This is a genomic window from Bradyrhizobium sp. 33ap4, from assembly GCF_032654765.1.
GTDB lineage: Bacteria > Pseudomonadota > Alphaproteobacteria > Rhizobiales > Xanthobacteraceae > Bradyrhizobium > Bradyrhizobium australafricanum.
Genome location: NZ_JAUMTJ010000026.1, coordinates 47,648 through 74,572 on the forward strand (window position 1 = coordinate 47,648; position 26,925 = coordinate 74,572).

At 62.4% G+C, this 26,925-nt stretch carries 21 protein-coding genes and 1 pseudogene; 18 read left to right on the top strand and 4 right to left on the bottom strand.

Going from position 1 to position 26,925, the window contains the following annotated elements; all coding sequences use genetic code 11:
* The first annotated feature begins 133 nt into the window (after nucleotides 1–133).
* From Q2M23_RS21055 to Q2M23_RS21115, 13 genes and pseudogenes are all read left to right on the top strand, one after another.
* Nucleotides 134–766, top strand: a complete 633-nt coding sequence (locus Q2M23_RS21055) for an invasion associated locus B family protein (RefSeq protein WP_316396878.1) — start codon at nucleotides 134–136, stop codon at nucleotides 764–766.
* Nucleotides 767–988: 222 nt separating this feature from the next.
* Entirely contained in the window at nucleotides 989–1,648 is a 660-nt protein-coding gene (locus Q2M23_RS21060) for a hypothetical protein (RefSeq protein ID WP_316396879.1), read from the top strand.
* 89 nt (nucleotides 1,649–1,737) lie between these two features.
* Nucleotides 1,738–3,138: a M20 family metallopeptidase gene (locus tag Q2M23_RS21065; RefSeq protein WP_316396880.1), complete on the top strand. Its 1,401-nt coding sequence runs from the start codon at nucleotides 1,738–1,740 to the stop codon at nucleotides 3,136–3,138.
* A 22-nt stretch (nucleotides 3,139–3,160) separates the two neighbouring features.
* A complete protein-coding gene (locus Q2M23_RS21070; protein ID WP_316396881.1) occupies nucleotides 3,161–4,477 on the top strand; it encodes an MFS transporter in 1,317 nt (438 codons plus the stop codon).
* 55 nt (nucleotides 4,478–4,532) lie between these two features.
* On the top strand, nucleotides 4,533–5,915 hold the full coding sequence (locus Q2M23_RS21075) for an MmgE/PrpD family protein (RefSeq protein ID WP_316396882.1): 1,383 nt from the start codon (nucleotides 4,533–4,535) through the stop codon (nucleotides 5,913–5,915).
* Between the two features lie 557 nt (nucleotides 5,916–6,472).
* Nucleotides 6,473–7,795 carry an MFS transporter gene (locus Q2M23_RS21080; RefSeq protein WP_316396883.1) on the top strand — a complete coding sequence of 441 codons (1,323 nt, stop codon included), beginning with the start codon at nucleotides 6,473–6,475 and terminating at the stop codon, nucleotides 7,793–7,795.
* A 168-nt stretch (nucleotides 7,796–7,963) separates the two neighbouring features.
* On the top strand, nucleotides 7,964–9,130 hold the full coding sequence (locus tag Q2M23_RS21085; RefSeq protein ID WP_316396884.1) for an enolase C-terminal domain-like protein: 1,167 nt from the start codon (nucleotides 7,964–7,966) through the stop codon (nucleotides 9,128–9,130).
* A 222-nt stretch (nucleotides 9,131–9,352) separates the two neighbouring features.
* Nucleotides 9,353–9,925: a GNAT family N-acetyltransferase gene (locus Q2M23_RS21090; RefSeq protein WP_253639368.1), complete on the top strand. Its 573-nt coding sequence runs from the start codon at nucleotides 9,353–9,355 to the stop codon at nucleotides 9,923–9,925.
* A gap of 281 nt (nucleotides 9,926–10,206) precedes the next feature.
* The gene (locus Q2M23_RS21095; RefSeq protein ID WP_316396885.1) at nucleotides 10,207–10,935 is read left to right on the top strand and encodes an autoinducer binding domain-containing protein; all 729 of its coding nucleotides are present in this window, start codon (nucleotides 10,207–10,209) and stop codon (nucleotides 10,933–10,935) included.
* 206 nt (nucleotides 10,936–11,141) lie between these two features.
* On the top strand, nucleotides 11,142–11,780 hold the full coding sequence (locus Q2M23_RS21100; RefSeq protein ID WP_316396886.1) for an acyl-homoserine-lactone synthase: 639 nt from the start codon (nucleotides 11,142–11,144) through the stop codon (nucleotides 11,778–11,780).
* 337 nt (nucleotides 11,781–12,117) lie between these two features.
* A pseudogene (locus Q2M23_RS44050) lies at nucleotides 12,118–12,289 on the top strand (aspartate kinase); the annotation flags it as partial.
* A 776-nt stretch (nucleotides 12,290–13,065) separates the two neighbouring features.
* Nucleotides 13,066–14,334, top strand: a complete 1,269-nt coding sequence (locus tag Q2M23_RS21110) for a YadA-like family protein (RefSeq protein WP_316396888.1) — start codon at nucleotides 13,066–13,068, stop codon at nucleotides 14,332–14,334.
* Nucleotides 14,335–14,393: 59 nt separating this feature from the next.
* The gene (locus Q2M23_RS21115; RefSeq protein ID WP_316396889.1) at nucleotides 14,394–15,137 is read left to right on the top strand and encodes an invasion associated locus B family protein; all 744 of its coding nucleotides are present in this window, start codon (nucleotides 14,394–14,396) and stop codon (nucleotides 15,135–15,137) included.
* Between the two features lie 69 nt (nucleotides 15,138–15,206).
* Here the strand turns inward: Q2M23_RS21115 and Q2M23_RS21120 are convergent, their stop codons facing one another.
* From Q2M23_RS21120 to Q2M23_RS21135, 4 genes are all read right to left on the bottom strand, one after another.
* Nucleotides 15,207–16,100, bottom strand: coding sequence for a 3'-5' exonuclease (locus Q2M23_RS21120; RefSeq protein WP_316396890.1), 894 nt, complete (start codon nucleotides 16,098–16,100; stop codon nucleotides 15,207–15,209).
* Nucleotides 16,101–16,332: 232 nt separating this feature from the next.
* Nucleotides 16,333–16,761, bottom strand: coding sequence for a heme-binding protein (locus Q2M23_RS21125; RefSeq protein ID WP_316396891.1), 429 nt, complete (start codon nucleotides 16,759–16,761; stop codon nucleotides 16,333–16,335).
* Nucleotides 16,754–19,732, bottom strand: coding sequence for an FAD-binding and (Fe-S)-binding domain-containing protein (locus Q2M23_RS21130; protein ID WP_316396929.1), 2,979 nt, complete (start codon nucleotides 19,730–19,732; stop codon nucleotides 16,754–16,756). The genes Q2M23_RS21125 and Q2M23_RS21130 overlap by 8 nt, the downstream gene beginning before the upstream one ends.
* 132 nt (nucleotides 19,733–19,864) lie before the next feature.
* Nucleotides 19,865–20,617 (bottom strand): GntR family transcriptional regulator, encoded by a 753-nt coding sequence (locus Q2M23_RS21135; RefSeq protein ID WP_316396892.1) that lies wholly within the window; start codon nucleotides 20,615–20,617, stop codon nucleotides 19,865–19,867.
* A gap of 132 nt (nucleotides 20,618–20,749) precedes the next feature.
* Here Q2M23_RS21135 and Q2M23_RS21140 point away from each other — a divergent pair, with 132 nt between their 5' ends.
* The 5 genes from Q2M23_RS21140 to Q2M23_RS21160 all read left to right on the top strand — a co-directional run bounded on the left by Q2M23_RS21140 (nucleotide 20,750) and on the right by Q2M23_RS21160 (nucleotide 26,870).
* On the top strand, nucleotides 20,750–21,952 hold the full coding sequence (locus Q2M23_RS21140) for an alanine--glyoxylate aminotransferase family protein (RefSeq protein ID WP_316396893.1): 1,203 nt from the start codon (nucleotides 20,750–20,752) through the stop codon (nucleotides 21,950–21,952).
* 45 nt (nucleotides 21,953–21,997) lie between these two features.
* Nucleotides 21,998–23,281, top strand: coding sequence for an MFS transporter (locus Q2M23_RS21145; protein WP_168858736.1), 1,284 nt, complete (start codon nucleotides 21,998–22,000; stop codon nucleotides 23,279–23,281).
* 128 nt (nucleotides 23,282–23,409) lie between these two features.
* Nucleotides 23,410–24,603, top strand: a complete 1,194-nt coding sequence (locus tag Q2M23_RS21150) for a pyridoxal-phosphate-dependent aminotransferase family protein (protein WP_316396894.1) — start codon at nucleotides 23,410–23,412, stop codon at nucleotides 24,601–24,603.
* Nucleotides 24,604–24,651: 48 nt separating this feature from the next.
* The gene (locus tag Q2M23_RS21155) at nucleotides 24,652–25,449 is read left to right on the top strand and encodes an enoyl-CoA hydratase/isomerase family protein (RefSeq protein WP_168858734.1); all 798 of its coding nucleotides are present in this window, start codon (nucleotides 24,652–24,654) and stop codon (nucleotides 25,447–25,449) included.
* A gap of 443 nt (nucleotides 25,450–25,892) precedes the next feature.
* Nucleotides 25,893–26,870, top strand: coding sequence for a Bug family tripartite tricarboxylate transporter substrate binding protein (locus Q2M23_RS21160; protein ID WP_410469748.1), 978 nt, complete (start codon nucleotides 25,893–25,895; stop codon nucleotides 26,868–26,870).
* Nucleotides 26,871–26,925 lie beyond the last annotated feature (55 nt).

Consider the following 26,925-nt stretch of genomic DNA (forward strand, 5'->3'; position numbering starts at 1 on the left):
GCGGGGCGGACCGCCCCGCTCGGGCAGAATTCATCAAGTTTGCTTTCACGAAGGTCGCCTGTTCATGTGCTGGCACATTAAGCGAGATCCCTTGTTGGCGAAGTCTTGCCACCTGTTGTCAAGGCTGGGTTTCGTGCTTGTCGCTGCCATATGGGTCAGCGCGTCGGCGATCGCCCAGACAAGCTTGACCTCCGGCGCCGCGACGACCCGACTTGCGACAGTCGCCGAGCCAAACGAGAGTATCGCGGCGGGCGACCTCGTCCGGGTCATTTCCTATTTCGGCGCCTGGACACTTGTCTGTGACAACCGCCTTTCGACGCGCAGGCGGGTCTGTGCAATCGAGCAGAACCTCACAGAAGGGGACGTCTCTCTGTCGTGGCGCATTGGGCTGACAAATGATGGCAAGCCGGCTCTTGCCATCGATGTGTCCAAGACAGTCGATCAGATGGCGGGCCTTACATTCAGGGTTGGCAAGTTCGTCACCACCATCCCTTTTGAAAGCTGCGTTACGACCTGTCGAGCGGTCATTCCGTTTGACGGCTTCATTCAACAGGGTGTGCTCGACAGCGAGCTCGTGGGGTTTGCTTTCACTCTGGCCGGAAACGCGACTGCGATTGTCGCCGACATGAACGGATTTAAGCAGGTAATGGCGGCGGCGCAGCGTCCGCTCGACCTGACCTCCGCAAACCCGGCAAGTCCGTCACGGCCGGCGCGAGCCGCACCAAAATCCAAGGCCAAGGCCGCGATCGCTGAGGTCAATCCATGAGTTCGAAAATGGCGCCAACTGTCCGGAAAGGTCTGCACACATCGTCGATCCTGCGTCACCTGTTCTCAAAACATGGGACCGTAGACATGAGAGGCGGCTCAATTCTCCACCGCATCATGACTAACGATGTCCGAGATGATCCGACGGATCTGCCAATGGTGGCGCCCTTCAGGGACGCCACCCGACACAATCTCATCCCACGGTAGGAGCTCGTTCATAGACATGGCAAGGTCCGAATTCTTCTATCCCGTGTTGGCGGGCGTTGTTGTTTGCAGTCTCGCCGGTGGTGTGGCCATGGTGCTTGCACAAGGAAGCACCCCGCTCGCGATGCAGAGACCGAAGGCGCGCTCGGCCTTGGCGAAGTCTCCGCTTGCTGCACAAAAGCCGGCTCAGCCTGCCCTGCAGGGAGCTGCTCAGGCTGCGCCGGCGGGTTCGGATCCACAGGGCGCACCAAAGCCTTCAGCCTTCGACGAGAATATCAGTCGGTCCGGAATTAAGACCTGCGCGAAGGGATATGTGGGGCTTGGGCAGGGCGTGATCCCTGCACAGTCCGAGTTTGCGGCGCTGTTTCAGTGGAACAAGGAGAATGCAGACACGCATTCCGTGCAATCACTCGTCGGCATCCGATCGTCGGACCAGAGCGTTGCCGGCGTGATCTTTGCTGCGCCGGTCGGTGGCGCTTGCGAGGGGCAGTTCGTGCGCGTGACGCCGGTTGCCAGCAGCTGCAGTGCGTTTGCGCGAGAGATGAACCCCAAGAGTACGGTTCAGGCGAACCTTGGCCAAATCCCCGTCATCGCGACAACCGATGGGCCTCAGGTTTTGCTTGTGCCCGCAGGGGAGACGGCCTGCACCGTCGTTTTGGTCGGACGTGTGACTCTGTGACGATGAAGATGAGGCCGGGCGCGAAGTGTTTTGGAAAAGTCAGTGACGGGTCAGCAAAAGAAGAACAGAAAATAACGGGAGGACGGTGGATGTTCCCACCATCGGGGTTGCGCAAGCTGGCCGTCGATATGGCGGTCGACTCCATTCGGTCTGGCGCGCTTCAGGACGCGATCGACCGTCGTGTTCGGCTGCGAACTGAAAGCCAGTCTGACGATGGCGCGGAAGCACTCCGGGATTATCTGACCGGGGAAATGTCCACGACATTGAAACGGCTGGGCTTCACCTGCCGAATTGTTGAAAACACCCTCCACGCCTGCGCCCCCTTTCTGATCGCAGAACGACACGAGGATGATCTGTTGCCGACAGTACTGCTTTATGGCCACGGCGATGTGGTTCACGGCAAGGAGGAGGCATGGCGAACGGGTCTCAGTCCATGGCGTCTGACGATTGATGGTGATCGTTGGTACGGGCGGGGGACGGCGGACAATAAGGGGCAGCACTCGATCAATCTGGCGGCCCTGGAGTCTGTGCTCGATGTCCGCGCGGGCCGGCTGGGATGCAATGTGAAATGGCTCTTTGAGACCGGCGAAGAGATCGGCTCTCCGGGATTGCGCGAGCTCTGTCGGGCCGAAAAAGGGACGCTTGCGGCCGACGTGTTCATCGCGTCCGATGGCCCCCGTCTCACGGACGATCGACCGACGATCTTCCTTGGATCTCGAGGCAGCGTCTCGTTCAGCTTGAGCGTGACGCTGCGCGAGACGGGCTTGCACTCAGGAAACTGGGGCGGTCTGAAGCGGAATCCGGCGACGCTCCTCGCCGCTGCTCTCGCGACCATGGTGGATCAGCGGGGCCGGATACAGCTGGACGGCTTGAAGCCGTCGGGGATTCCGGAGCAGATCCGTCAGGCGATCATTCGCTTGCGGATCGATGAAGATGTCCTTGGCGAGCCTATCGATACTAGGTGGGGCGAAGAGGGAATGAGCGCGGCGGAGCGGCTCCTCGGCTGGAATGCGCTCGAAGTGCTCACGTTGAGCGCCGGCGATCCACAGAAACCGGTCAATGCCATCCCGCCATCCGCAACCGCCCGATGCCAGCTGCGCTTTGTCGTGGGTACGCCGTGGCGCGAGGTAACGGCAGCGCTGCGCAATCATTTCGACAGGAACGGTTTCGAGGATGTCGAAATCACGTTGCACCGGTACACGCCCGCGACCCGCGGAGATCCAGGCGCGCCCTGGGTAAAATGGGCCGAGGCTTCGCTGCGGGCCACGACCGGCAAGGATATCGCCGTGATGCCGAATCTCGGCGGGACCCTTCCCAATGACGTCTTCGTCGATGTGCTGGAGTTGCCGACGATCTGGATTCCGCACTCCCATCCCGGCTGTCACCAGCACGCGAGCGATGAACATCTGTTGGCCTCGGTTGCGGCAGAGGGGCTTCAGGTCATGGCTGGCATTTTCTGGGACCTGGGCGATGGACAGCGTGCCAGCTAGAGCACTGCGTCGGGAGAAAAGCATGCAGTCGCAAGCAGAAGGGCCCGCCTCGATTGCGGACTCGAGCAGGCGCCACACGCAGACGCCTCGATGGCGCGAACCGGTCGCCGCGCTCATCGGCAACACGCTCGAGTGGTTCGACGTCGGCGTGTATGCCCTGTTCGCCGCCACGATTGGACGGGTGTTCTTTCCGTCCAGCGACCCGAACGTCTCGCTCATGCTGGCGTTCGGCACGTTCGGTGCGACTTACCTGATCCGGCCCGTCGGTGCAGTCGTCCTCGGAGCCTATGCCGACCGGGCCGGGCGCAAGAAGTCGATGACGCTGTCGCTGAGCTTGATGGCGATCGGTACACTCATGATGGCGGCGATGCCGTCATATGCTGCGGTCGGCGTTCTGGCGCCGGTCGGGGTCGTCGTAGCGCGGCTGATCCAGGGCTTCTCCGCTGGTGGCGAGTTTGGAAGCGCCACGGCCTTTCTCACAGAGCACGCGCCGCGCAGGATGCGCGCGCTGTTTGGCAGCCTGCAGTTTGCCAGCCAGGGGCTCGGCACAATCCTTGGCTCGCTGTTCGGCTACTACCTGACGGTCTCGCTGTCGGCCAGCGAGATGCAGGCCTGGGGCTGGCGGATCCCCTTCCTGTTCGGTCTTCTGATCGTGCCGGCCGGGCTTTACGTCCGACATGCCGTGGATGAGACACCGGAGTTCGAGCAATTCCGCGCAAGTCGTGAAGGTCCGCAAGTCAATCCGTTCATTGAATTGCTCAGGACACAGAAAACACTCGTGTTGATTGCGGTCGGCAGTATCGTCGTTTCGACTGCGTCGACCTTCATCATCAAGTATATGCCGTCCTATGCGGCCGGCAGGCTCGGGCTTGCGGAATCGGACGGCTTTGTTGCCACCTTGCTTGCCGGTTGCATCCTGACCTTCGCCACGCCGATCGCGGGCTATCTCGCAGACCGCGTTGGGCGCATCAGGTTGATGACGGTTGCGGCGGCTTTCTATCTCATTGCCAGCTACCCGTTGTTCTATCTGCTCGCCGCCCGACCGAGCGTGACTGTGCTGCTGGTGATCGTCGGCGCAATTGCGATCATCAAGGTCGTCTATTATGCGCCGCTGCCTTCGATCATGGCCGACATCTTTCCGGTGACGACGCGTGGGACCGGGCTCAACCTCAGCTACAATGTCGGCGTGACGGCTTTTGGTGGCTTTGCGCCACTGATCTCAACAGCTCTCATTGGTTTGACGGGATCGTCCGCCGCGCCCGGCCTCTATCTCGTGTTCGTGTCCGCCATCAGCATAGCGGCGCTGGCGGCCGTGACGTTCTCTCTCAAGCTCAGGTAGGCAAGCGGTCGCGCCATCGAAGACTTTGGCAGCGGCGGATCACGGAGGTTGGCAAATGACTGTGCTGGAGACACTCGCGAACTGGTGCCACGATCGCGATGCAGTCTGGACGGAGACGGCACTTTCGCGCGCGGAGCACGCGATTGCCGACACCATCGCGTGCATCGTTGCAGGTAGCCAGGATGCAGTTAGCAAACGCGTAATCGGGAGCCTTTTAGGATGGGACGGCGCCGGCACATCGACGGTGATCGGGACATCGCGATGTTCGGCCGCGCCCTGGGCCGCCCTGATCAATGGCACAGCCGCCCACGTGCTCGAAATCGACGACAACTACTATCCGGGCCTGACCCACGCCTCTGCGATTCTGGTGCCGGCCCTGCTTGCGGTCGCCGAGGAGATCGATGCGAGCGGAGCCAGCCTCGTTGACGCTTATATTGTCGGTCTCGAGCTTCATGCCGCGCTGGGGCGGGGCGTCAATCGGCCCCATTATTTTGCCGGCTGGCATCCTACAGCGACGGTCGGTTGCATTGGCACCGCGGGGGCCTGTGCGCGCCTTATGGGGCTGTCGCGCGAGGCGACGCTTCATGCGATGAGTCTTGCGACGAGCATGGCGGCCGGCAACAAGGCGCAATTCGGGACGCAGGCCAAGTCGGTTCAATGCGGGCTGGGAGCGCAACACGCCGTGATGGCTGCCCGGCTCGGCGCCGCCGGGGTGCAGGGTAATCCGGCCGTGCTGGAGCACCCCCAGGGATTCCTTGCACTTTACGGCGGGCCCGATCCGCGGGGATGGGAGGCGCCCCTGAGGATTCTCGGCAATCCACTGGCCATCGAGGAGTTCGGCCTCGCGCCGAAGCGGCATGCGTGTTGCGGATCGGCGCACAACACGCTGGACTGCATTCTCGATCTTCGGGCCCAGCATCCGTTCAATGCAGATGAGGTCAGGAGCATTGAGGTTTTGATCGGGGCAAGCAATCGCCGCAACTTGCAATACGACAATCCGGAAGACGCTTTCCAGGCGCGCTTTTCCATGCATTACAATGTCGCGCTGATCCTGTTGTATGGCCGCGTAAGCGTATCGGATTTCACGGACGAGGCGGTTTGGCGGCCGGAGGTGCGCGCGCTGCTTGACCTGACGCACATATCGGCGCGTCGTTTTGACGACGAACCGAAGGATCCGGACATCCGTCTGCCACATCTCGTCAAGCTCACCCTTAAAGATGGACGGGTGTTGCGGACAGAGCGTGCTTATGCGCGGGGACTACTCCAGGATCCATTCACCGATGCGGAGCGTGCAGACAAGATAGCCGACTGCTGTCGTCCCGTCTTGCCGGGCAATCGACTGCCGGCTTTGTTCGATCAACTGCGTTCAGTCCGAACCGTCGCGAAGGTTCGCTCGTTGATGGACCTGCTTGCTTTTCGGTCGGACCGGCGGATCTGATTTGGGCTCGAGCGCAAGGAATGCAGATAGGGGGCTGACCCACGGTGCGCAGCCATTTACGCCGGACGCAGAAAGAAACAGGCCGGCAGGTCTTTGGGGTGGCGATCTGGGTGCGCGGAATTGACTCGTGGACGATCCACGACGCACGAAATTGAGGGAGATGTCATGTTGCTGACTTCCGAGCGAAAGGTCGAACGCTTCGTACTCTTCGACCGGGGCTACGGTCCTGAAGGAGCGCATTCTTCGACGTGCAGCATGGCACGCACCGGCAAATGAACCGGTTCGCAAGGCCTTCGAGGCATGTGGGGCCATCTTCATACGTCACGGCTCGAGCGGGACGCCAACGTTTGTACGCGCAGCAGTTCGCCATCCTCGAGGCAATTAACGCCGGCGCCGCCGAGCGCGTGCGGGAGGACTCGGTTCTGTCGGAGGAAAAGCCGCCGGGCTGACACCATGACGAAAGTTCCAGCTCTGCTCTGCTCAAAAGAACCACGGCGCTCATCCTGTCAGGGGCGCAGGCTGGCCATAACGACAGGACAGACGAGGAGGAGCCGTTCTTGACCTTTTCTCTCGCAGCCGATCATGCACCCGCCGAACGTGCCAACATCCAGCGCGCGATCATTGCGGCGACGATCGGTACGATCATTGAGTGGTTCGACTATGCACTCTACGGCGCGGCGTCGGGTTTGGTCATAAACCGGCTTTTCTTTCCGCAGTTTTCCACCTCTGCAGGAATCCTGGCGGCGTTTGCGACATTTGCCGTCGGCTTTTTCAGCCGGCCGCTCGGCGGAATTCTGATTTCGCATTTCGGTGATCGCTTTGGTCGCAAACCTGCTCTCATTTTCACGATCTCGCTGATGGGAGTGTCCACAGTCGCCATGGGCCTGCTGCCGACCTATGCCCAGGTCGGGATTCTCGCACCCATTCTCCTCATCATCTGCCGCCTTCTCCAGGGGTTCGGTGCCGGCGCAGAATATGCGGGCGCCGTCACGCTTGTGGCTGAATATGTCCCTTCCTCTCGCAAGGCATATTTCACGGCCTACCTGCAGGCCGCGGCCGTCGCTGGCATCATGCTCGCCACGCTGCTCTTTCTCTTTGTCGCCTATCTTCCGGAAGACGTCTTGTTCGCCTGGGCGTGGCGAATTCCCTTCCTCGTCTCGGCTTTGCTGCTCGGCGTAGCGCTCTATATTCGCAAAAGACTTGATGAGACGTCGGAATATGTCGAAGCAATGGAGCGGGCCGTAGCTCAACGAGAGGAGGCGCGAGCGCCAATTGTTGAGCTCTTTCGCAACAGTCCGCGTGAAGTCGTATGCGGCTTCCTCACGCTTACGGGGCACAATGCGAACGTCTACATCCTGAACACATTCAGCCTGAGCTATATGACGAATACTCTCGGTATGGCTCGGACTGACGCATTGACCGCCGTCATCATTGCGACTTCGACGGGCATCGTGCTGACGCCGCCGATGGGCGCGCTGGCTGACCGGGTGGGTCACGCGCGCGTCTATCTCTTTGGCGCGATCTTCACCCTGTTGTTTGCCTTTCCGATGTTCGCGATGCTCGATTCGAAGAGCCTGGTCCTTGCGTCCCTGGCGCTGAGCATCGCTTTCGGTATCGGCTTTGGCGGGCTTGCGAGCGCGCAAGGCGCATTTCTCGCAAATCTGTTCCCGACGCGATGTCGCTTCTCTGGCATTGCATTGGCGCGCGAAATGAGCGCGCTGCTGATTGCAGGGCCGACACCATTCATCGCTTCGGCGCTGGTGGATGCGGGCGGTGGCAAGCCAACATGGGTGGTCGTCTATCTGATGTCGGCTTGTGCCATCAGCGTCGTATCGATCCTCGTCATTCGGTCGCGGTCCCATGAGCGCGGCAGCGCCTGACTAGTGTCAGCGGGGCAGTAGCATGCGGAGAGGACGGACATTCTTGATCGCACCTCCGGGGCTGGAAGGTTTCGCGCTCTGTTGACCATTGACCGACTGAAAGTCCCGATCTGAGGCCGACGATGTATTCGCGCGGTTTACGTTATTTCCGTAGGAGGATCATGGCATATGAGCAAGATATGCAAGGTTGAGATCATCGACTTCGTGTTTGACGTCCGCAATCTGCAGCGCACCGGTTTCGGTCTGCACGTTGGCTTCAAACGCGGCGCGACGTTACAGGTCGTGAAGAACGCCATTGCCATCGAGACGAAGGATGGGCTGCGCGGCGAGTATGTTACCAACTGGTGTGCCAGCCCTGCCACGCGGGGCGAGATGGAGATGCTCGCTCCATTTCTGCTCAGCCGCGACGCGCTGCAACGGGAAGCGCTGTTCGACGATCTCAAACGAGAGATACGGCAATGGTCGGGCATGGGACATGGACCGCTCGACATCTGCCTGTGGGATCTCGCTGGCAAGAAATACGGTGTATCGGTCTCCGAACTCATCGGCGGCTATCGTCACCGCCTTCCGGTATATGCCTCGACCTATCTGGGTGATGCGGAAGGTGGCCTTGATTGCAAGGAAGCCTACGCGGCATTCGCCGAACAGTGCTATGCGCTTGGCTTTCGCGCCTACAAGATCCACGGCTGGAATGATGGCGATGCACGCCGGGAGGCTGAGAACGTCCTGCACGTAGCGAAGGTGGTCGGTGACCACATGGTCCTGATGCTCGATCCGGCCAACCAGTTGCGTACATTCTCTGACGCGCTCTATGTCGGCAGGGCCTGCGATGAAGCCAGCTACTTCTGGTACGAAGATCCGTTCCGGGACAACGGGAAATCCGCCTTCGTTCATAGGAAGTTGCGCGAGATGCTGACAACGCCGCTACTCCTCACGGAATATGTGAGAGGTATCGAACCCAAGGCAGACTTCATCGTTGCGGGAGGGACGGACTTTCTGCGTGTCGATCCGGAGTACGATCACGGGATCACGGGGGCGCTGCGCGTAGCCCGTCTCGGCGAAGCGTTTGGCCTCGATGTCGAAATACATGCATGTGGCCCAGCACACCGCCACCTGATGTCGGCGATGCGCAACAGCAACTATTATGAGCTCGCCCTCGTCGGACCGGAATGCCCCAACGTGATCGCTCCGGTCTTTACCTGCGGCTATAGCGATCAGCTCGATTGCGTGGGCCAGGACGGATGCGTGCCGGTACCGACCGGACCGGGCCTCGGCGTGTCCTACGACTGGGATTTCATCAGGAAGAACGCCGTGGCGAACCGGGTGTTCGTATAAAAGAGTTGGTCGCTCAACCCGGCGATCGCTGTCGTGTAGTCGAAGTCCGGAGAGACGTGCGCGTTCTGACGCCTGGAACGCCACCGCTCGAGAGATGGAAGGAGGAAGACCGTGCCACACAAGCCGTCCGAATCGGCGCCACAAGCGTCTGTGACCAAAGGTGATCGTCGAACTGACTCAAGCGGTGGAGCCGGGCAAGCGACGTTCGCCCCGAATCCGACGATGGCTGTCGAGGTGATCGCCTACAATCGAGCTTCTCGCGCGCTGCGGAAGGAATTTGACTTGCTGCAGTGTCGCGTCTACGCGGAACCGGAGCAGGACGCAGATCCAGCGCCTCTTCACGATCCGGCTCTCGATGCACTCTCGTTCTACATCTGCGCGGACGACGGCAGGGTCATCAGCTATGCGGCCGTGGTCAGCAAGACAATCCGGCATGGTGTGCACACATTCAGCATCACCGGCTTGAGCCACGTGATGACAGACCCCGCCTATCGGGGGCGACATCTGGGTTTGCGCACCGTTGCTGCAGCAACCCGATGTATTGAGCGAAGCAGTGCAGATATCGGCCTCTTCACATGCGATCCACCATTGGCGCAGTTCTACGAACGGGCGGGCGCCTGGCCCGTCGTTCCGGATGTCGTGTTGATTGGTAGCCGGGATGAGGAAGCACTCTCCAGCGCGACCTTGAAAAAAGTTGTCCTCATGCGGCTCCTTTCGACGAAGGCCCGCGGTCTAGGGTCGATTTTCACGAATGCGACCATCGACCTCGATCTGCCCGTCGGTCAATTTCTATGAAGCTCCCATGATTGACGGATGAAGCAACCGCTTGCTGTCTTTACTGGGCATGATGCAGCTCCGCTGAAGCGGGCGTCCAACTCTGCCGGTTGCGGTATTGCCGGCTTGGGCCCATGGCTTTGGACGCTTATCGAGCCCCGCGAAGCTGGCGCGCGCGGCGCCGTTGCAGGTTGCAGGCGGTGCCCACGCAATCCTGCAGGAACGGCGCTCGGCCGCGCGGCCCTTGTCGGTACGGGTCCACACTGCGCGGTCAACTCTGCGCCACATACGAGCCGCAAACCATGAGGCGGATAGAGCATTGGTTTCAGGAGTTCGTCGACGCCATCCAGATGGCCAATGGCGCGGCCGACTTCGAGTGTGTCGCGAGGCGGATCACGGAGCGGTTGGGTTTCGAATGGTTCGCCTATCTGCGCTTGACCGACAATGTACCGACGCTGATCTCCTCTTATCCGAAATCCTGGACCGGGCGGTATTTCGATCTTCGTTATCAGGATCTGGATCCGGTGGTGCGGCGGGCGCGCCGCGAGCATGATGTCTTTAACTGGGGAGGCGGGAGCCCGCAGGCAATGGGTACGCCCGAGCAGCGCCGGTTCTTCGATGAAGCCATGACGTTTGGCATCAACTCTGGCGTCACGGTGCCGATCAGAGGCGGCTTCGGACGAATGGCCGCATTTACGCTCGCAACCGGCGAATCGGCTGCCCAAAGCGAGCAATTGATTGCGGAAGTCCGGGACGTCATTCAGCTCGTTGGGCTCTATTTCGATACCCACGTGACGGCGAAGCTCACTGTTGGCGCCGAGGCACCGCTCATCAAGACGGTTTTGACGCTGCGCGAGCGGCAGTGTCTCGCATGGGCGTCGCGGGGAAAGACCGTCGCCGACATAGCGTTGCTGGTCGGGACGGCGCCGCGCACCGTGGTCTTCCATCTCGAAAACGCGCGCCGCAAACTTGACGCAGCATCGATCGCGCAATGCGTGGCGGAAGCGCTGCGCCGGGGCCTGTTGCCCTGATCGAGCTCGCCGGCTACCACCGCTCGGTGGTGACCGAGGTTATTGATGTACCTGTTCGCAGTCAGGACCCATGTTTGCTGGCCGTTGCACCCATGCTCCGGTTCGCCGCGACGTCATTTCCATGGCCTCGACCCGCAAAATTCGACAGGCGAAGCCGCTGCGACGCTTTGATTTGGTGACCGCTCCCGTCAAGCAGGAGGTCACCCATGTACGTTATTGCGCTAAGTTGTTCCCGGTTTGGCCAGCATCTCGATCTTCTGAAGGCGATGTTCCGGTTGCGTCGGCGTGTGTTCAAAGATCGCCTTGATTGGAATGTCTCCGTGTCAGGCGAGTTTGAGCTCGATATTTACGATGTGCTCAAGCCCGTCTATCTGCTGTGCATATCGGAACAGCGTAACGTTGTGGGAAGTGTTCGGCTGCTTCCGACCACCGGCCCGACAATGCTCGCCGACACGTTTCCTGATCTGCTCGGTGGTCGGCCGGCGCCGCGCAACGAGAAGGTGCTCGAGAGCTCTCGGTATTGCATTGACGCCAATCAGGCGGGCGAGCTTGCGCGGAACGGTCTCAATCGTGCGACCCTCATGCTGTTCGCCGCGATGATCGAGTACCTGCAAATCGCGAATGCCGAGGCTATTGTAACCGTCACGGACACCAGGCTGGAGCGTATCTTGCGGCGTGCCGGATGGCCACTTGAGCGCATCGCGGCTCCGCATCCGCTGGGGAGCAGCATGGCGCTTGCAGGCTTCTTGCATCGTTGCGACGAGGCGCTGGCCGCGATGCGTCGGAGCGCTGGTGTCGAGGGGCCGGTTCTGGTAGAGCCGGATTGGCTGGGGCGCGCGCGGTGACCCGCAGCCGCTCCGCGAATTTCTGCCACTGAGCTAATTCGGCTGTAACGATTTTCCGTCGACGGAACCGGTGCCAAATCCGTTTGGCTGCACATGCGGGCGTTCAGCCTATCATCTTGCTAGCCGTGGGCGTTAATGCCCGAAAGGTGGTTAGGGGAAGGGGCGGGTCCCGAAGAGGAATCATGGGTGAGGCGAACCTCAGTGGCCGGACGTTTGCGGAGATGCTGGCCAAGACAGGGCCGCATCTACCGCGCCGGTCAGAATGCGGCCACGAGCATACAAGCAGCGACATTCCCTTAAGATTGCGGGATGACGCAAAGAGCGCGCTGAGTGTTAACCCGGCGATCAGGGAATCACCACGCTCGGTCGGGGCGGCAGCGACACCGCGGCCGTTGCGATGGCGGCGGCACTGAAAGCCGAGCGCTGCGAAATCATCAAAGTGGTCGACGAGCATTTGCTCGGCCGATCCGCGTATCGTACCGGATGCAAAGCCATTGCGGCGAGCGGCACGAAACGCTTGCCCGGGATCATTGGTGAGGCCGAGGCGGTCGAGATAATCCTTCTGAGGTTGACCGTGACGGGACCGCGTGTCCACGAAATCGGGACCGTGCATGAAGTCGTCGTCGACCCGCTCGCTCGCGCCGAGGAGATTGGTGCTGAGCTATAACTATCAGCTTGAGCAAACCTACGGCATGCGGCGTCCGACGATGACTGATACGAGGTCCTCGAGGGGTGCTTACGTTTGCTCTTGAGTTCGGACGGCCAATGCTCGGCCTAAAAGCGGTATTGCCGATATTGAATCGACCGGCCTGCCAATCGCTTCTCTTTCTACGCCAATCTACGACCGACATCGGCGTCTCGTTGCAATCAGTAAAATTCTGCTCTCTCTAATCATCCCCATCGAAGGGCATTCCTTGCCCTTTTCAGTGAGGATGGCGATGAGTTCTATTCACTTAGCTTGGAAGCGATCTCGCGCGGCGCGCGGACGATGTGTCCCGCGCTCAATCCTGCGATTTCTCTCAATCGCGCACGCGTCAATCGTCGAGGCGACGCTCAAACTGAATGGTCGATCGCCGGATCGATCAAGTGCGCTGCGGTTCGACGGATAACCCCAAACGTTTCGCAATTGCTTATGGCGCACGAGCTGCTTGGCGAACTGCCCATCACATGAGCGGTCAAGGCCGCGCCGCGCTGTAGAGCGCGAGCGCTCGGCGACGTGACTTCGCGGCCATGTGCGCCGAGCTCAGCCGCATTTGTAATTCTTCACGCGAAAGGAGATCGTGACATGTTGAGACCGGTATTGGGATCCGCCCTGTTCCTGTCGGGGGTGGCTATTTGGCATTCTGCACCGGCAATGGCGCAGGTCCAACACGGCGTGGTAACACCGGCAGTGCAGAAATTTCGGCCGCCCGGCGGCTGTACAGACCAGCTCAGGCAGCAGTGGAAGGCGATGGGCGGCGAACTGGACTGCACCGAACAGAAGCCGGTGCCGGTGCCGGCCCCACCCGCGACTGCACAACCGGTCCCGGCCCCGCAGCCGGTTTCGACGCCGCAGCCGGTGATCCAACCTCCAAGTCCAAAGGACATTGTCACGTCCAATAATGATAATCTCGGCAGATCGACAGCTTCGACCTTCGGAGGAGGGGCCATCTTTGACCCCACGACCGGACAGGTTACTCACTTTTCGACACTCGTGAACGGAATGCCCTCCACCAATGTCGGCGGCGCGCTCGAAGCGATCGAGCAGCAGATTGCCACGATGAGCTCCTCCATGATCAACGACATCGGAAGCGGCGCGGTCGGGCTGGTCCGGCAGAGGGACCCAACAGCGGCCGTGACCATAGCTGCCAAGACGGGTGGCAAGCTCGTCGATCTGACCGGCAGCGACGGCCGTCGGACCTTGACGGGCATCACAAATGGCATTGTCTCAGCGCAATCGTCTGATGCGCTCACGGGGCAGCAGCTGTACCGGTCAGCCGATTCGGTCGCGACCTGGCTTGGCGGGGGCTCGCACGTCAATTCCGACGGAACCGTGTCGCAGCCCTCGTATACGATCCTCGGGAGCACCTATCATGACGTCGCCTCTGCCTTGAATGCTGCGTCTGTGAACAGCATCCGATATGACGTCGCAGCAGACGGTCATCGCCTGAATTCGGTAACTTTGCAGGGCGGCTCTCCCGGCGCTGTAGCACTGCACAATGTGGCCGCGGGTACCGCGGCGAACGATGCGACTAACCTGAAGCAACTGAATGATGGTCTCGCCGCGCTGGGCATTGAAGACCGGATGTATACAGATCGAAAGGTGGCCGCGGTGGACCGGCGCGCGCGAGCGGCTGGTTCGGCAGCGATGGCAGCGGCGGGACTTGCGTTCTCGGATGAGGCCAAAGGCGACCGCTCCGTAGCAATCGCGGTCGGCGCTTTCCGGGACTCGGTCTCGTTGGCGGGAGGCCTTGCCTACCGCGCGAGTGATGCGGTGCGCCTCAAGGCAAGTGTGTCCTACACGCCGGACACGGGCGACGTTGGAGCTTCCGGCTCAATCGGCGTCAGATTCTGACCTCCTCGGCGCAGCACCATTGTCGCTCGAATCCGCCGCCATCAATCCGGAAACAAGCCATGCCCAGATCACGCTTGCCTCGTGTTGCTGCTTGGCTCTTGCCATTGGCCTTGGCCGGCTTGTCGGCGGCGATCGCGTCCGACCCTGCACCCCGGCCTTCGAGCCTGACTGGAGCGGCCCCTGCCAGCATTGTATCCGAGCCGACAAAGGCAACTTCGCTTGGATTCGAGTGGGCGAGCGTCTTCGCGCCAGGAAAATCGGCCGCGGCGGGCGACTACACCCGCACGATCAGGCCTTTCCTCGATTGGATCCAGGTTTGCGATGAGGTCCGCAACGCCCGGCGCATCTGCTATCTGGAAACGATCTCGCACGGTGATGCCGCGCGATTGAACTGGCGTATCGCGCTCACCAAGGATGGACGATCGATGGCGCTGATCATGCTGCCACGCGACAGCAGTGCGGAGGTCGGTGTCACGGTCTCCTTTGGCGGCTTCGCGCGCGTCGTCAAGCCGCTGATCTGCGACCAGGCGCTATGTGCCGCAACGTTTCCCGCGGACGCCGCTTTGATCTCGTTGCTGGGACGTGAGGACCGCGCCACGATCGTGTTCGAGCGAGTTGGCAAGCCCATCACGATAATGGCGAGCTTGCGGGGCCTTATGTTGGCACTGACGGATCTTTCGCAGTCGGTGGCTCCTGCCACCCCGGCACGCCCTCCAGCAGCGAAGCCCGTTGCGCGCCGGACATCGACCGAAGCCGTTGCTGCCACCCAAGGCGACGGCGGCCCCTGGAAGGGTATCCGATAGCGTTTCGCCTGATAACTCCCACATGGTCAACGTTCGGGCTGGAGCGTTTTCTTTGCGCTCGAAAGCGCCCTATGCCCTCGCCGAAAAGCGGTCGAATGCGGTGAGTGTCTGGATCCGCACCTCAACTTCCCTTTGATAGATCGTGCTCTGCAGATATTCGATCTCGGCTGTCTGATTGGGCTCATCGACGTCAATGTACCAGGACCGCGGCCGGCCATCGGCGCCGTCGCTCCAGCGATAGCCGCGGCGCTTGAGCTCGTCCTTGAGCTCGAACGGCGACTGCTCAGCCCAGACCCGGATCGTCTTGCGGCGGGCTCGCTCGAGCAGCACGGAGAGCACGGTGCGATCGAGCTGGGGCAGGGTCATGGCGAGGATTTCGAGCAGCGCCAGGCAATCGTCGACCGCCCGGTGCGCCTCGTGAAATAGCCCGGCTTTCATCAGGAGATAGGACAGGCGCGATCCCTCGAAGCCAAGGCCGCGCCATTCGACCTCGCTCACCGAGCAGGCCCAGGCCTTCTGCGTCAACAGGGGTGCATAGCGCTCCATGAACTTGCGATCGAAGCCGGCATTGTGGGCGATGACCACGACCGCATCGGAGACGAAGGCGTTGATGCGCTCCTCATCGAGGCCGTGGTCCTTGACCATCTCGTCGGTGATACCGGTCAGCGCCGTGATCTCGATGGGAATTGCGATCGACGGCTGATTGAAGCAACTGAAAGTATCGATGACCCGGCCGGTCCTTCCGTCGGAAAGATAGGTGAACTTGACCATCCCGAGCTCGATGATCTCGTCTTTGGCCGTATCTAGTCCGGTGGTTTCGACATCGAGCAGGATTGCGATCTTGGTCGATTGCCCGTCGCTTGGAGCAAATTCGGAGCGGGGAACCAGCCGCCGCAGCACCCGGTAATCGGGTGACTGCTCCAGCATGCCGGCGATCTCGGCAAGAGTCGGTTGAACGGTCATATTGGGCCGTGTGAGAATATTGAGCTTGTTTGATAGCTCGCAAGTCTATCCGATCGGATCGAGCCCGGCATCGCAGCCCTGTGGATAGGTCATTGGTGCGCGGAGAGTTCCCGGCACCAGGAGGACTTCTCCCGTGGAACCGGATTGACGATCCGGTCGATCATCGTCCTGTAATTGAAGCTGTACTTGTTTGAACCAAGCGGCGAGAGCGGCGAAGACCAAACAGTTGTTGTCATCCGATATGGGCCTTCAGGCCGGCAGCTTCGATGCCGGCCACGGCGCATATCTCGTCGTTGTCTGACGTGTCGCCGCTGACGCCGACGGCGCCGAGCAGGGTAGTGCCGTCCATGATCAGGACACCGCCGGGGACCGGCACCATCCGGCCCTGCGCCAGCGTGTTCACGGCGTCGACGAAATAGGCCTGCTCCTGGGCGCGCTGAAACAGCGCCCGCGATCCCATCCCGAGCGCCAGCGCGCCATAGGCCTTGCCATGGGCGATCTCGGCCCGCATCAGGCTGGTGCCGTCCTGTGCCGCCGTCACCTTCACCGCGCCGCGCGCGTCGAGGATGGTGACGACCAGCGGCTTGAACTTCTTCTCGACCCCCTTGGCCAGCGCGGCATCCAGAATCTTGCGGGCAGTTTCGAGAGTGAGCTCAGCCATGGGCCTTTTCCTTTGTCGGCAATGATTGATCGGATTGCGATTTCGCACGTTTCAGGCTCATCGCCAATACGCTGGCGACATGCAGCGGCGTGCGCCCGCTGCCGTCCTTGATCTGGTGCCGACAGGAGGTGCCGTCGGCCACGATCAGGGTGTCCGGATCGGCGCTGCGAACCGTTGGCAGTAGCGACAGCTCGGCCATCTCGATCGAGGCCTGATAGGTGTCTGCGCCGTAGCCGAACGCGCCGGCCATGCCGCAGCAGCTCGACTCGATGGTCTTGACGTCGAGGCCCGGTACCAGGCGCAGCACCTTCTCCACCGGCTTGAACGCGCCGAAGGATTTTTGGTGGCAATGACCGTGCACCACGGCCTTGCCGGCGACCGCGCCGAGCGGCAAAGCGAGCCGCCCGGCCTCGGCCTCGCGCACCAGAAATTCCTCGAACAGCAGCGCGTGCGCGCTGACGGTCTTGGCGGCCTCATCCGAACGCAGCGACAGCAGCTCGTCGCGCAGGGTCAGCAGGCAGCTTGGCTCGAGACCAATGATCGGCACGCCGCGGGCCGCGAACGGGACATAGGTCGCAACCAGCCGGTCAAGCTCGGCGCGAGCCTGCTCAACCAGTCCGGCCGACAGGAACGTTCGCCCGCAGCACGACGGCCGCCCGCCGTCCGATGGCCTCGGCAGATGCACGCGATAGCCGCCGGCGACAAGCACTTCGATCGCGGCGTCGAGATTTTCCCGCTCATAGCCGCGGTTGAACGTATCGGCGAACAACACCACTTCGCGGCCGTCGGCTGGACCCAGCACCTCGGCGTCCGGCCGGAAGGTGTCGCGGCGAAATTCCGGCAACGCGCGCTTGGCGCTGATCCCGGCGAGTTTCTCGAACAGCGCGCGCAGCAGCGGGCTGCGGTTACGCCAGTTGGCGATCGGCGCAAAGCGCGAGGCGAGATCGACATAGCGCGGCAGATAGCCGACCAGCCGGTCGCGCAGCGACAGGCCGTGCGTCGCCGCGCGCGCCGCCAGCACCTCGATCTTCATCTTGGCCATGTCGACGCCGGTCGGGCATTCATGGCGGCACGCCTTGCAGGAAACGCAGAGTTTTAGCGTCTCCATCATCTCGTCGGAGGCGAGCGCGTCCGCACCCAGCTGGCCTGAGATCGCGAGCCGCAACGTATTGGCGCGGCCGCGGGTGACGTCCTTCTCATTGCGCGTGGCACGATACGACGGGCACATCACGCCGCCTTCGAGCTTCCGGCAGGCGCCGTTGTTGTTGCACATCTCGACGGCACCCTGGAAGCCGCCGCCGGCGCCGGGATAGGCCGACCAGTCCAGCACCGTCTTCAATTCGCCGACGCGATAATCCGGCGAAAAACGAAACAGCGAACGGTCGTCCATCCTGGGCGGATCGACGATCTTGCCCGGGTTGAGCGTGTTGGTCGGATCGAAGCGCTGCTTGACCTCGCGGAAATCGGCCACGATGCGCTGCCCGAACATCGCTTCGTGGAATTCCGAGCGCACCAGGCCGTCGCCGTGCTCGCCCGAATGCGAGCCCTTGTATTCGCGCACCATCGCGAAGGCTTCCTCGGCAATGGCGCGCATGGCCTTGACGTCCTTCTCGAGCTTGAGATTGAGCACCGGGCGTACATGCAGGCAGCCTTCGGAGGCATGCGCATACATCGTGCCGCGGGTGCCGTGCCTGGCGAACACGGCATTGAGCCGCTCGGTGTAATCGGCGAGATGCGGCAGCGGCACCGCGCAGTCCTCGACGAACGAGACCGGCTTGCCCTCCTGCTTCATCGACATCATGACGTTGAGGCCGGCGGCGCGGAAATCAGCGATGCCAGTCTGCAGCGCGGGCTCGACGATCTCGACCACGCCGCCCCATTTGCGCTGCGGCTTGTCCCAGCCGAAGCCGAGATCACCCATCAGCTCGCCGAGCTGCCTGAGGCGGGCGAGATTGTCGGCCTGGTCTTCCTCGGCGAACTCAACCACCAGGATGGCGTCCGGATCGCCGCGCACGGCTGCCGAGATGATCGGCTGGAACATCGCGATCTCGCGGCCGAGTTCGATCATGGTGCGGTCGACCAGCTCCACGGCAATGGGTCGCAGCTTGACCAGATGCTGGGCCGCGTCCATCGCCTCGTAGAAGCTGCCGAAATGGCAGACGCCGAGCGCCTTGTTGCGGATCGCAGGCCACAGCTTGAGTTCGACCTGGGTCGTGAAGGCGAGGGTGCCTTCCGAGCCAACCAACAGATGCGCCAGATTGTTCGGCGCGTTGCGTGGCACCAGCGCGTCGAGGTTATAGCCACCGACGCGGCGCTGCACCTTGGGGAATTTGTCGGCGATCTCGAGCGCCTCGCGCTCGCCGAGATCGAGCATGTCGCGAAACAGCTTCAGTCCGTTGTCGGACGAATTGACCCGCGTCAGGTCGCGCGGCACCTCGCCGAAATGCAGCAGCGTGCCGTCGGCGAGCGCGGCATCCATCGACAGCGTGTTGTCGCGCATCGTGCCGTAGCGCAGCGAACGGCCGCCGCAGGAATTGTTGCCGGCCATGCCGCCGATCGTGGCGCGCGATGCGGTCGAGACGTCGACCGGAAACCACAGCCCGTGCTTCCTGAGCTGGCGGTTGAGATCGTCGAGCACGATGCCGGGCTCGACCACGCAGGTCCGATGCTCGACGTCGAGCGAGAGGACCCGATTCAGGTGCTTGGACAGGTCGACCACGATGCCGTCATTGACGGTCTGGCCGCATTGCGAGGTGCCGCCGCCGCGCGGGGTGACGATCCGCCCGGCGTCGCGGACAATCGCAAGCGCCCGCAATGCCTCGTCGACGGTTCGCGGCACCACCACGCCGGCCGGCATGATCTGGTAGAACGAGGCGTCGGTCGCGTAGCGGCCGCGGTTGAAGGCGTCGAAAAAAACGTCGCCGGCCAGTTCGGACCGCAGGCGCTGTTCGAGCGAGGAGGCGTTCTTCATCCCAGATCCGATGTGATCCATGACGCCACGTTGATTGCTCATGGATTATGCATTCTCTCGACGTGAGAATTACATTATGAATTCATAATGGGCAAGGATGGCTGCCCTCCAATCATCCTTGAGCTGGCCCCTTTAGTCGTTCTGGGGCGTCGTCTCCAGGCCGCTGTCCGGCCCCTCCGCGAGGTGATCGATGGCGGCGGCCCGCTTGTTGCGCAGGTGCTGGAACAGGATGTCGCTGAGCTCGCTTGCCGCACGCCGGCGCAGCGCATCGAGGATCGCCTCGTGCTCGCGCATCGCCTCGGCCCAACGCTGCCGCTTGCGGGCGAAATTGGCGGAATAGCGCACGCGGCGGATCCGGCCGGCGAAGTTGGCGTAGGTCGCCTTCAGCGTCTCGTTGCGTGCGGCCGCAACGATGCTCTCGTGGATTTGCTGGTTGGTCTGGAAATAGCCGTGCATGTCGCGGTGCAGATAATGGCCGTACATCTCGTAATGCAGCCGCTCGATCGCGACGATTTCCTCGTCGGTGATGATCTCGCATGCCAGCCGTCCGGCGAGGCTCTCGAGCCCGGCCACGACGTCGAACAGTTCCTCGAGGTCGCGCGGGCTGAGCCGGCGCACCCGCGCGCCGCGGTTGGGCAAGAGCTCGATCAGGCCCTCGGCGGCCAGCACCTTGAGCGCTTCGCGCAGCGGCGTCCTTGAGATCCCCAGCATCTCGCAGAGCTGCCGCTCGGGAACGCGGGCGCCCTCGGGAATGTTGCCCTCCACCACATAGTCGCGGAGTCGCAGCAGGATTTCGCCGTGAAGCGAGGCCTCCTGGCGGTCGCTGCCATTGCCGGCGGCGGGCGGGGTGATTGGAACCCCGGCTTCAGGAATCGCGGATTTCATATTCTGAACAATAATTTGCCGGCGCGGTCGCGTCGATGCTCTCGATCGAATACCAAAATTGGATTGAAAAGACAAAAAATGAATGCAAAATAGCTCGCTGAGGAGCCGAAATCCGGCGATTGGGAGGTTCTCATGCATCAAGGGCGTCATTTTCTGCAGATTCCAGGGCCGAGCCCAGTCCCGGATCGCATTCTTCGCGCGATGGATATGCCGGTCATCGACCACCGCAGCGCCGAATTCGCCGCGCTCGGCGGTGCCGTCCTCGAGGGCAGCCAGAAGGTGTTTCAGACCAGGGGTCCGGTGGTGATCTTCCCGTCGTCCGGGACCGGCGCCTGGGAGGCCGCGATCGTCAACACCCTGTCGCCGGGCGACACGGTCCTGATGGTCGAGACCGGCCACTTCGCCACACTGTGGCGGCAGATGGCCGGCCGGTTCGGCATCGAGGTGGATTTCATACCCGGCGACTGGCGCCGCGGCGCGGACCCCGCCCAGATCGAAGCAAGGCTTGCCGCCGACACCGCGCACAGCATCAAGGCGGTGATGGTCGTCCACAACGAGACCTCGACCGGTGCGACCAGCCGGATCGCGGACATCCGTACTGCCATCGACCGCACCGCGCATCCGGCGCTCCTGATGGTCGACACCATTTCCTCACTCGGCTCGGTCGATTACCGGCACGACGAGTGGAAGGTCGACGTCAGCGTCAGCTGCTCGCAGAAGGGCTTCATGCTGCCGCCCGGCCTTGGCTTCAACGCCATCTCGGAGAAGGCGCGCGCCGCGTCGCGCACCAATAAGATGCCGCGCTCTTATTTCGACTGGGAGGAAATGCTGAAGCCGAACGCCAAGGGCTTCTTCCCCTATACGCCGGCGACGAATCTGCTCTACGGGCTGCGCGAGGCGATCGCGATGTTGCTGGAGGAGGGGCTCGACAACGTGTTCGCCCGCCATCTGCGGCTGGCCGCCGCCACGCGCGCCGCCGTCAATCAGTGGGGGCTCGAGGTGCTGTGCCAGGAGCCCTCGGAATTCTCGCCGGTGCTGACCGCGGTGATGATGCCGCCCGGACATGATGCCGATCAGTTCCGCAAGGTCGTGCTCGACAATTTCAACATGTCGCTCGGTGCCGGCCTGTCGAAGGTCGCAGGCAAGGTGTTCCGCATCGGTCATCTCGGCGAGTGCAACGAGCTGACGCTGCTTGGCGCGCTGACCGGAGTCGAGATGGGATTGTCGGTCGCCGGTGTGCCGCACCGCTCGGGCGGCGTCGAGGCGGCGATGAAGCTTCTCGAACAGCGCGACCAGCGCAATACACCGCCGCATCTGAAAGTCGTCGGCACCTAGCAGCCAGCGCCTCAACAAACTCAAAAAAATCGCGGGGGAGGGGATATGAGGCTTCGGTTCAAGGCCACCCATGTCGTGTTGGCCATGCTCTGCGTGATGTATTTCATCACCTATGTGGACCGGGTGAACATCGGCACCGCGGCCGGCGAGATCCAGAAGGAGCTCGGCCTGTCCAACACCGAACTCGGCCTGGTGTTCTCGGCCTTTGCCTATCCATACCTGCTGTTCCAGGTGATCGGCGGCTGGGTCGGCGATCGCTTCGGGCCGCGCCAGACCTTGTTCTGGTGCGGCATGATCTGGGCCGCGGCGACCATCATGACCGGCTTTGTCCATGGCCTTGCCGCGCTGTTCGTCGCGCGTTTCGCGCTGGGGTTCGGCGAAGGCGCGACGTTTCCGACCGCGACGCGCGCGATGCAGTACTGGACGCCGGCGAACCGCCGCGGTTTCGCGCAAGGCCTGACGCATTCATTCGCGCGGCTCGGCAATGCCATCACTCCGCCGGTGGTCGCGCTGCTGATCCTCTGGCTTACCTGGCGCGGCGCGTTCGTCGTGCTTGGCTTTGTCAGTCTGATCTGGGGCGTTGCGTGGGTCTGGTACTTCCGCAACGAGCCGCGGGACCATGGCTCGATCACCGCGGCCGAGCTTGCGACCTTGCCGCCGCGGCCGAAAGGCGAGCGGCCGAAGGTGCCGTGGGGACCGCTGCTGCAGCGGATGTGGCCGGTGACGCTGACCTATTTCTGCTACGGCTGGTGCCTGTGGCTCTATCTCAACTGGCTGCCGCTGTTCTTCAAAAACAACTACAGCCTTGATCTGAAGAACTCGGCGCTGTTCGCATCCGGCGTGTTCTTTGCCGGCGTCGTCGGGGACAGCATCGGCGGCGTTATCTCCGATCGCATTCTCGAGCGCACCGGCAATGTACGGCTGGCGCGACTCAGCGTGACGGTCGTGGGCTTCGCCGGCGCGCTGCTGTCGCTGATGCCGATCCTGTTCGTCCACGACATCACGGTGGTGGCGCTCTGCCTGTCGGCCGGCTTCTTCTGCGCCGAACTCGTGATCGGGCCGATGTGGTCGATCCCGATGGACATCGCGGCGAAATATTCCGGCACCGCCGCCGGGATCATGAACACCGGCTCGGCTTTCGCGGCCATCGTCTCGCCGCTGGTCGCCGGCTTCGTCATCGACGCCACCGGAAACTGGTACCTGCCGTTCCTGATGTCGATGGGACTGCTGCTGGTCGGCGGCTTCTCGGCGTTTCTGATGCATCCCGAAAGGCCGTTCGAGGAGACGAACGAATCGGTGGTGCCGGGCAAGGTGGTAGCCGCCGAATGAGGCGCTGCCGGCCCGGCGGAGCGCCGTCAGATATGCATGACGGACCCCCGCCGGGCCTAGGACAAACCCGGCGAATGGTGATATGCGAGCGGCTCACCACGACCAAGACGAGACCGGGAAAGACGCTCATGACCGTGCATACTGGAAGGCATTTTCTGCAGATTCCGGGACCGACCAACGTGCCGGACCGGGTGCTGCGGGCCATGGATATGCCGACCATGGACCATCGCGGTCCCGAGTTTGCCGAGATCGGTTTCGCCGTGCTTTCTGCGATGCAGCGTGTGTTCCGCACCAAGCAGCCCGTGATCATCTACCCGTCGTCGGGGACCGGCGCCTGGGAGGCTGCGATCGTCAACACGCTGCAGCCCGGCGACAAGGTCCTGATGTGCGAGACCGGCCAGTTCGCGGTGCTGTGGCATGGCATTGCGGACAAGTTCAAGCTCGACGTCGATTTCATCGCGGGCGACTGGCGCCACGGCGCCGACCTCGATCAGATCGAGGCCAGGCTGTCCGCCGACAAGGCGCACAAGATCAAGGCGGTCTGCGTGGTCCATAACGAGACCTCGACCGCCTGCGTCACCTATCCGCGCGACGTCCGCAAGATCCTCGACACGCTGAAGCATCCGGCGCTCTTGATGGTCGACACCATATCCGGCCTCGGCTCGCTGGAATATGAGCATGATGCCTGGGGCATCGATGTCTCCATCGCCGGCTCCCAGAAGGGGCTGATGCTGCCGCCCGGCCTCGGCTTCAACGCCGTGTCGGAGAAGGCGCTCGCCGTGGCCAAGGCCAATCCGGGCATGCGCTCCTATTGGGATTGGCAGGAAGTCATCAACATCAACAAGGCCGGCACCTGGCCCTATACGCCCGCGACCAACCTCCTGTTCGGCCTGCGCGAGGCCGTGAAGATGCTGGAGGAGGAGGGCCTCGAGAACGTCTTCGCCCGCCACAAGCGCCACAGCGAGGCGACCCGCGCGGCGATCAAGGTCTGGGGCCTCGAAACGCAGTGCCAGGAGCAGGGCGCACACTCGCCGGCGCTGACCGCGGTGCGGGTGCCTGACGGCCACGACGCCGACCACTTCCGCAAGGTCGTGCTGGAGAATTTCGACATGTCGCTCGGCACCGGCCTCAACAAGGTCAAGGGCAAGGTGTTCCGGATCGGCCATATCGGCCACTTCAACGATTTGATGCTGATGGGCACGCTGTCCGGCGTCGAGATGGGGCTTGATCTGGCCAAGGTGCCGCATCGCGGCGGCGGCGTGCTGGCGGCGATGGAGGTCCTGAAGGGCCACGACGCCGCGCAGTCGAAGGCTGTCGCTTAAAAAGGCTGTCGCCTGAAACCGAATCGCAAACAACAGAAAGAGCGAGACATGAACGCGCCCGTCACTTCGACCGAAGACCTGATCTACTCCGTCGAGGACGGGATCGCGCGCATCACGTTCAACCGGCCGCAGGCGCGCAATGCGCTGACCTTTGCGATGTACGAGCAGATGGCCGCGATCTGCGAGAACATCAATCAGGATCACTCCATCAAGGCGCTGATCATGACCGGCACGGGCGACAAGGCGTTCGCCTCGGGCACCGACATCTCGCAGTTCCGCGCGTTCAAGACGGCGCAGGATGCGCTCGACTATGAGGCGCGGATCGATCGCGTGCTGGGAACGCTCGAGCAGTGCCGCGTGCCTGTGATCGCGGCGATCGCCGGCGCCTGCACCGGCGGTGGCGCCGGCATCGCCGCCTGCTGCGATATTCGGATCGGCACGGAGGCGACGCGGATCGGCTTCCCGATCGCGCGCACGCTCGGCAACTGCCTCTCGATGTCCAACATCTCGCGGCTGGTGTCGCTGATCGGTCCGGCGCGGACCAAGGATCTGATCTTCAAGGCGCGCCTCGTCGAGGCGCCGGAAGCGCTGGCGCTCGGGCTGTTGAATGAAGTCGTCCCCGATGTGGAGACGTTGCAGCGCCGCGCCACCGAGACGGCGAAGCTCGTCGCGGGCCACGCGCCGATCACGCTCGAAGTGACCAAGGAAGCGGTGCGCCGCATCCGCCGCACGCTGTCGCGCGAGGAGGGCGAGGACCTGATCCTGCGCGCCTATATGAGCGAGGATTTCCGCGAGGGCATGGACGCCTTCCTCAACAAGCGCGCGCCCAACTTCAAGGGCAAGTGACAGCGGCTTCAGGTGCCGTCGCTACCACAGTTATCCATTGTTGAGCGATGCTGGAGCGACGGTTCTCGTTCACAACTTCCGCCGCCGAGTATGGGTCCCTGCTTTCGCAAGGCGAAAGCAGGGACGACAGCGAACAAGCTGTTTGAAAGTTGAATCAAAACTCACCCCGTCATCCTGAGGTGCGAGCGGAGCGAGCCTCGAAGGATGCATGGTCCGGCTGGTGGCCGTCGATCCTTCGAGACGCGCGTTCCGCCCTCTCAGGATGACGGGACTGTTGCAAAGCGGTTATGCGAAACGACGCACGCACCTCATTCCAAAGTCATAGGCCATGCGGCAGTTCGCGGCTTGAACTCACCTTCATTCTCGGCACAATGACGCGAGCCCGCCACCTCGCAGGTTTTGCCAAGCCGAACAAATAGATAGGGAAGAAACACGTGGGACAGATTGTAAAAACCACGGCTGCAATCGCGGCCCTCTTGCTGAGCACGCCGGCCTTTGCCGGCTGGGAGCCGAGCAAGCCGGTCGAAATCGTGGTCGCGGCCGGTGCCGGCGGCGCCTCCGACCAGATGGCGCGCATGATGCAGGCGGCGATCCAGAAGAACAATCTGATGAAGCAGCCGATGGTGGTGTCGCTGAAGGGCGGCGCGTCGGGTGCGGAAGCGCTGATGTACATGAAGTCCAGCGAGGGTGATCCCAACAAGGTGCTGATCGCCTATTCGCTGATCTACATGCTGCCGCTGTCGGCCAAGATTCCGTTCAACTGGCGCGACCTCACCCCGGTGTCGGTGATCGCGCTCGACCAGTTCGTGTTGTGGGATAACGCCTCCGGTCCGAAGACCGTGAAGGAGTTCATCGCTGCCGCGAAAGCGGCGAGCGCGCCGTTCAAGATGGGCGGCACGGGCTCCAAGCGTGAGGATCACGTGCTGACCGTCTTCCTGGAGCAGAAGACCGGCGCAAAGTTCTCCTACCTGCCGTACAAGTCCGGCGGCGAGGCCGCGACCCAGCTGGTCGGCGGCCACACCGAGTCCAACGTCAACAATCCCAGCGAGAACCTCGAAGTCTGGCGCGCCGGACAGGTTCGCGCGCTCTGCGTGTTCGACAAGGAGCGCATCTCCTACAAGACCAAGGTCACCGATACGCAATCCTGGAACGACATCCCGACCTGCAAGGAGGAGGGGCTTGACGTGCAGTATCTGATGCTGCGCGCGATGTTCCTGCCGGGCAAGGTCACGCAGGAGCAGCAGGCGTTCTATGTCGACCTGTTCCAGAAGGTGACGCAAACGCCGGAATACAAAGACTACATGGAGAAGCAGGCGCTGAAGCCGATCTTCCTCACTGGCAAGGACATGGTCGAGTTCCTCGAGGATGACGACAAGCAGAATGCCTCGCTGATGAACGCGGCAGGGTTCGTCGCGAAGTAGCGGATCCGCCGTCCTTCCGGGGCGATGCGAAGCAGCGAACATCAGATGCGCAATT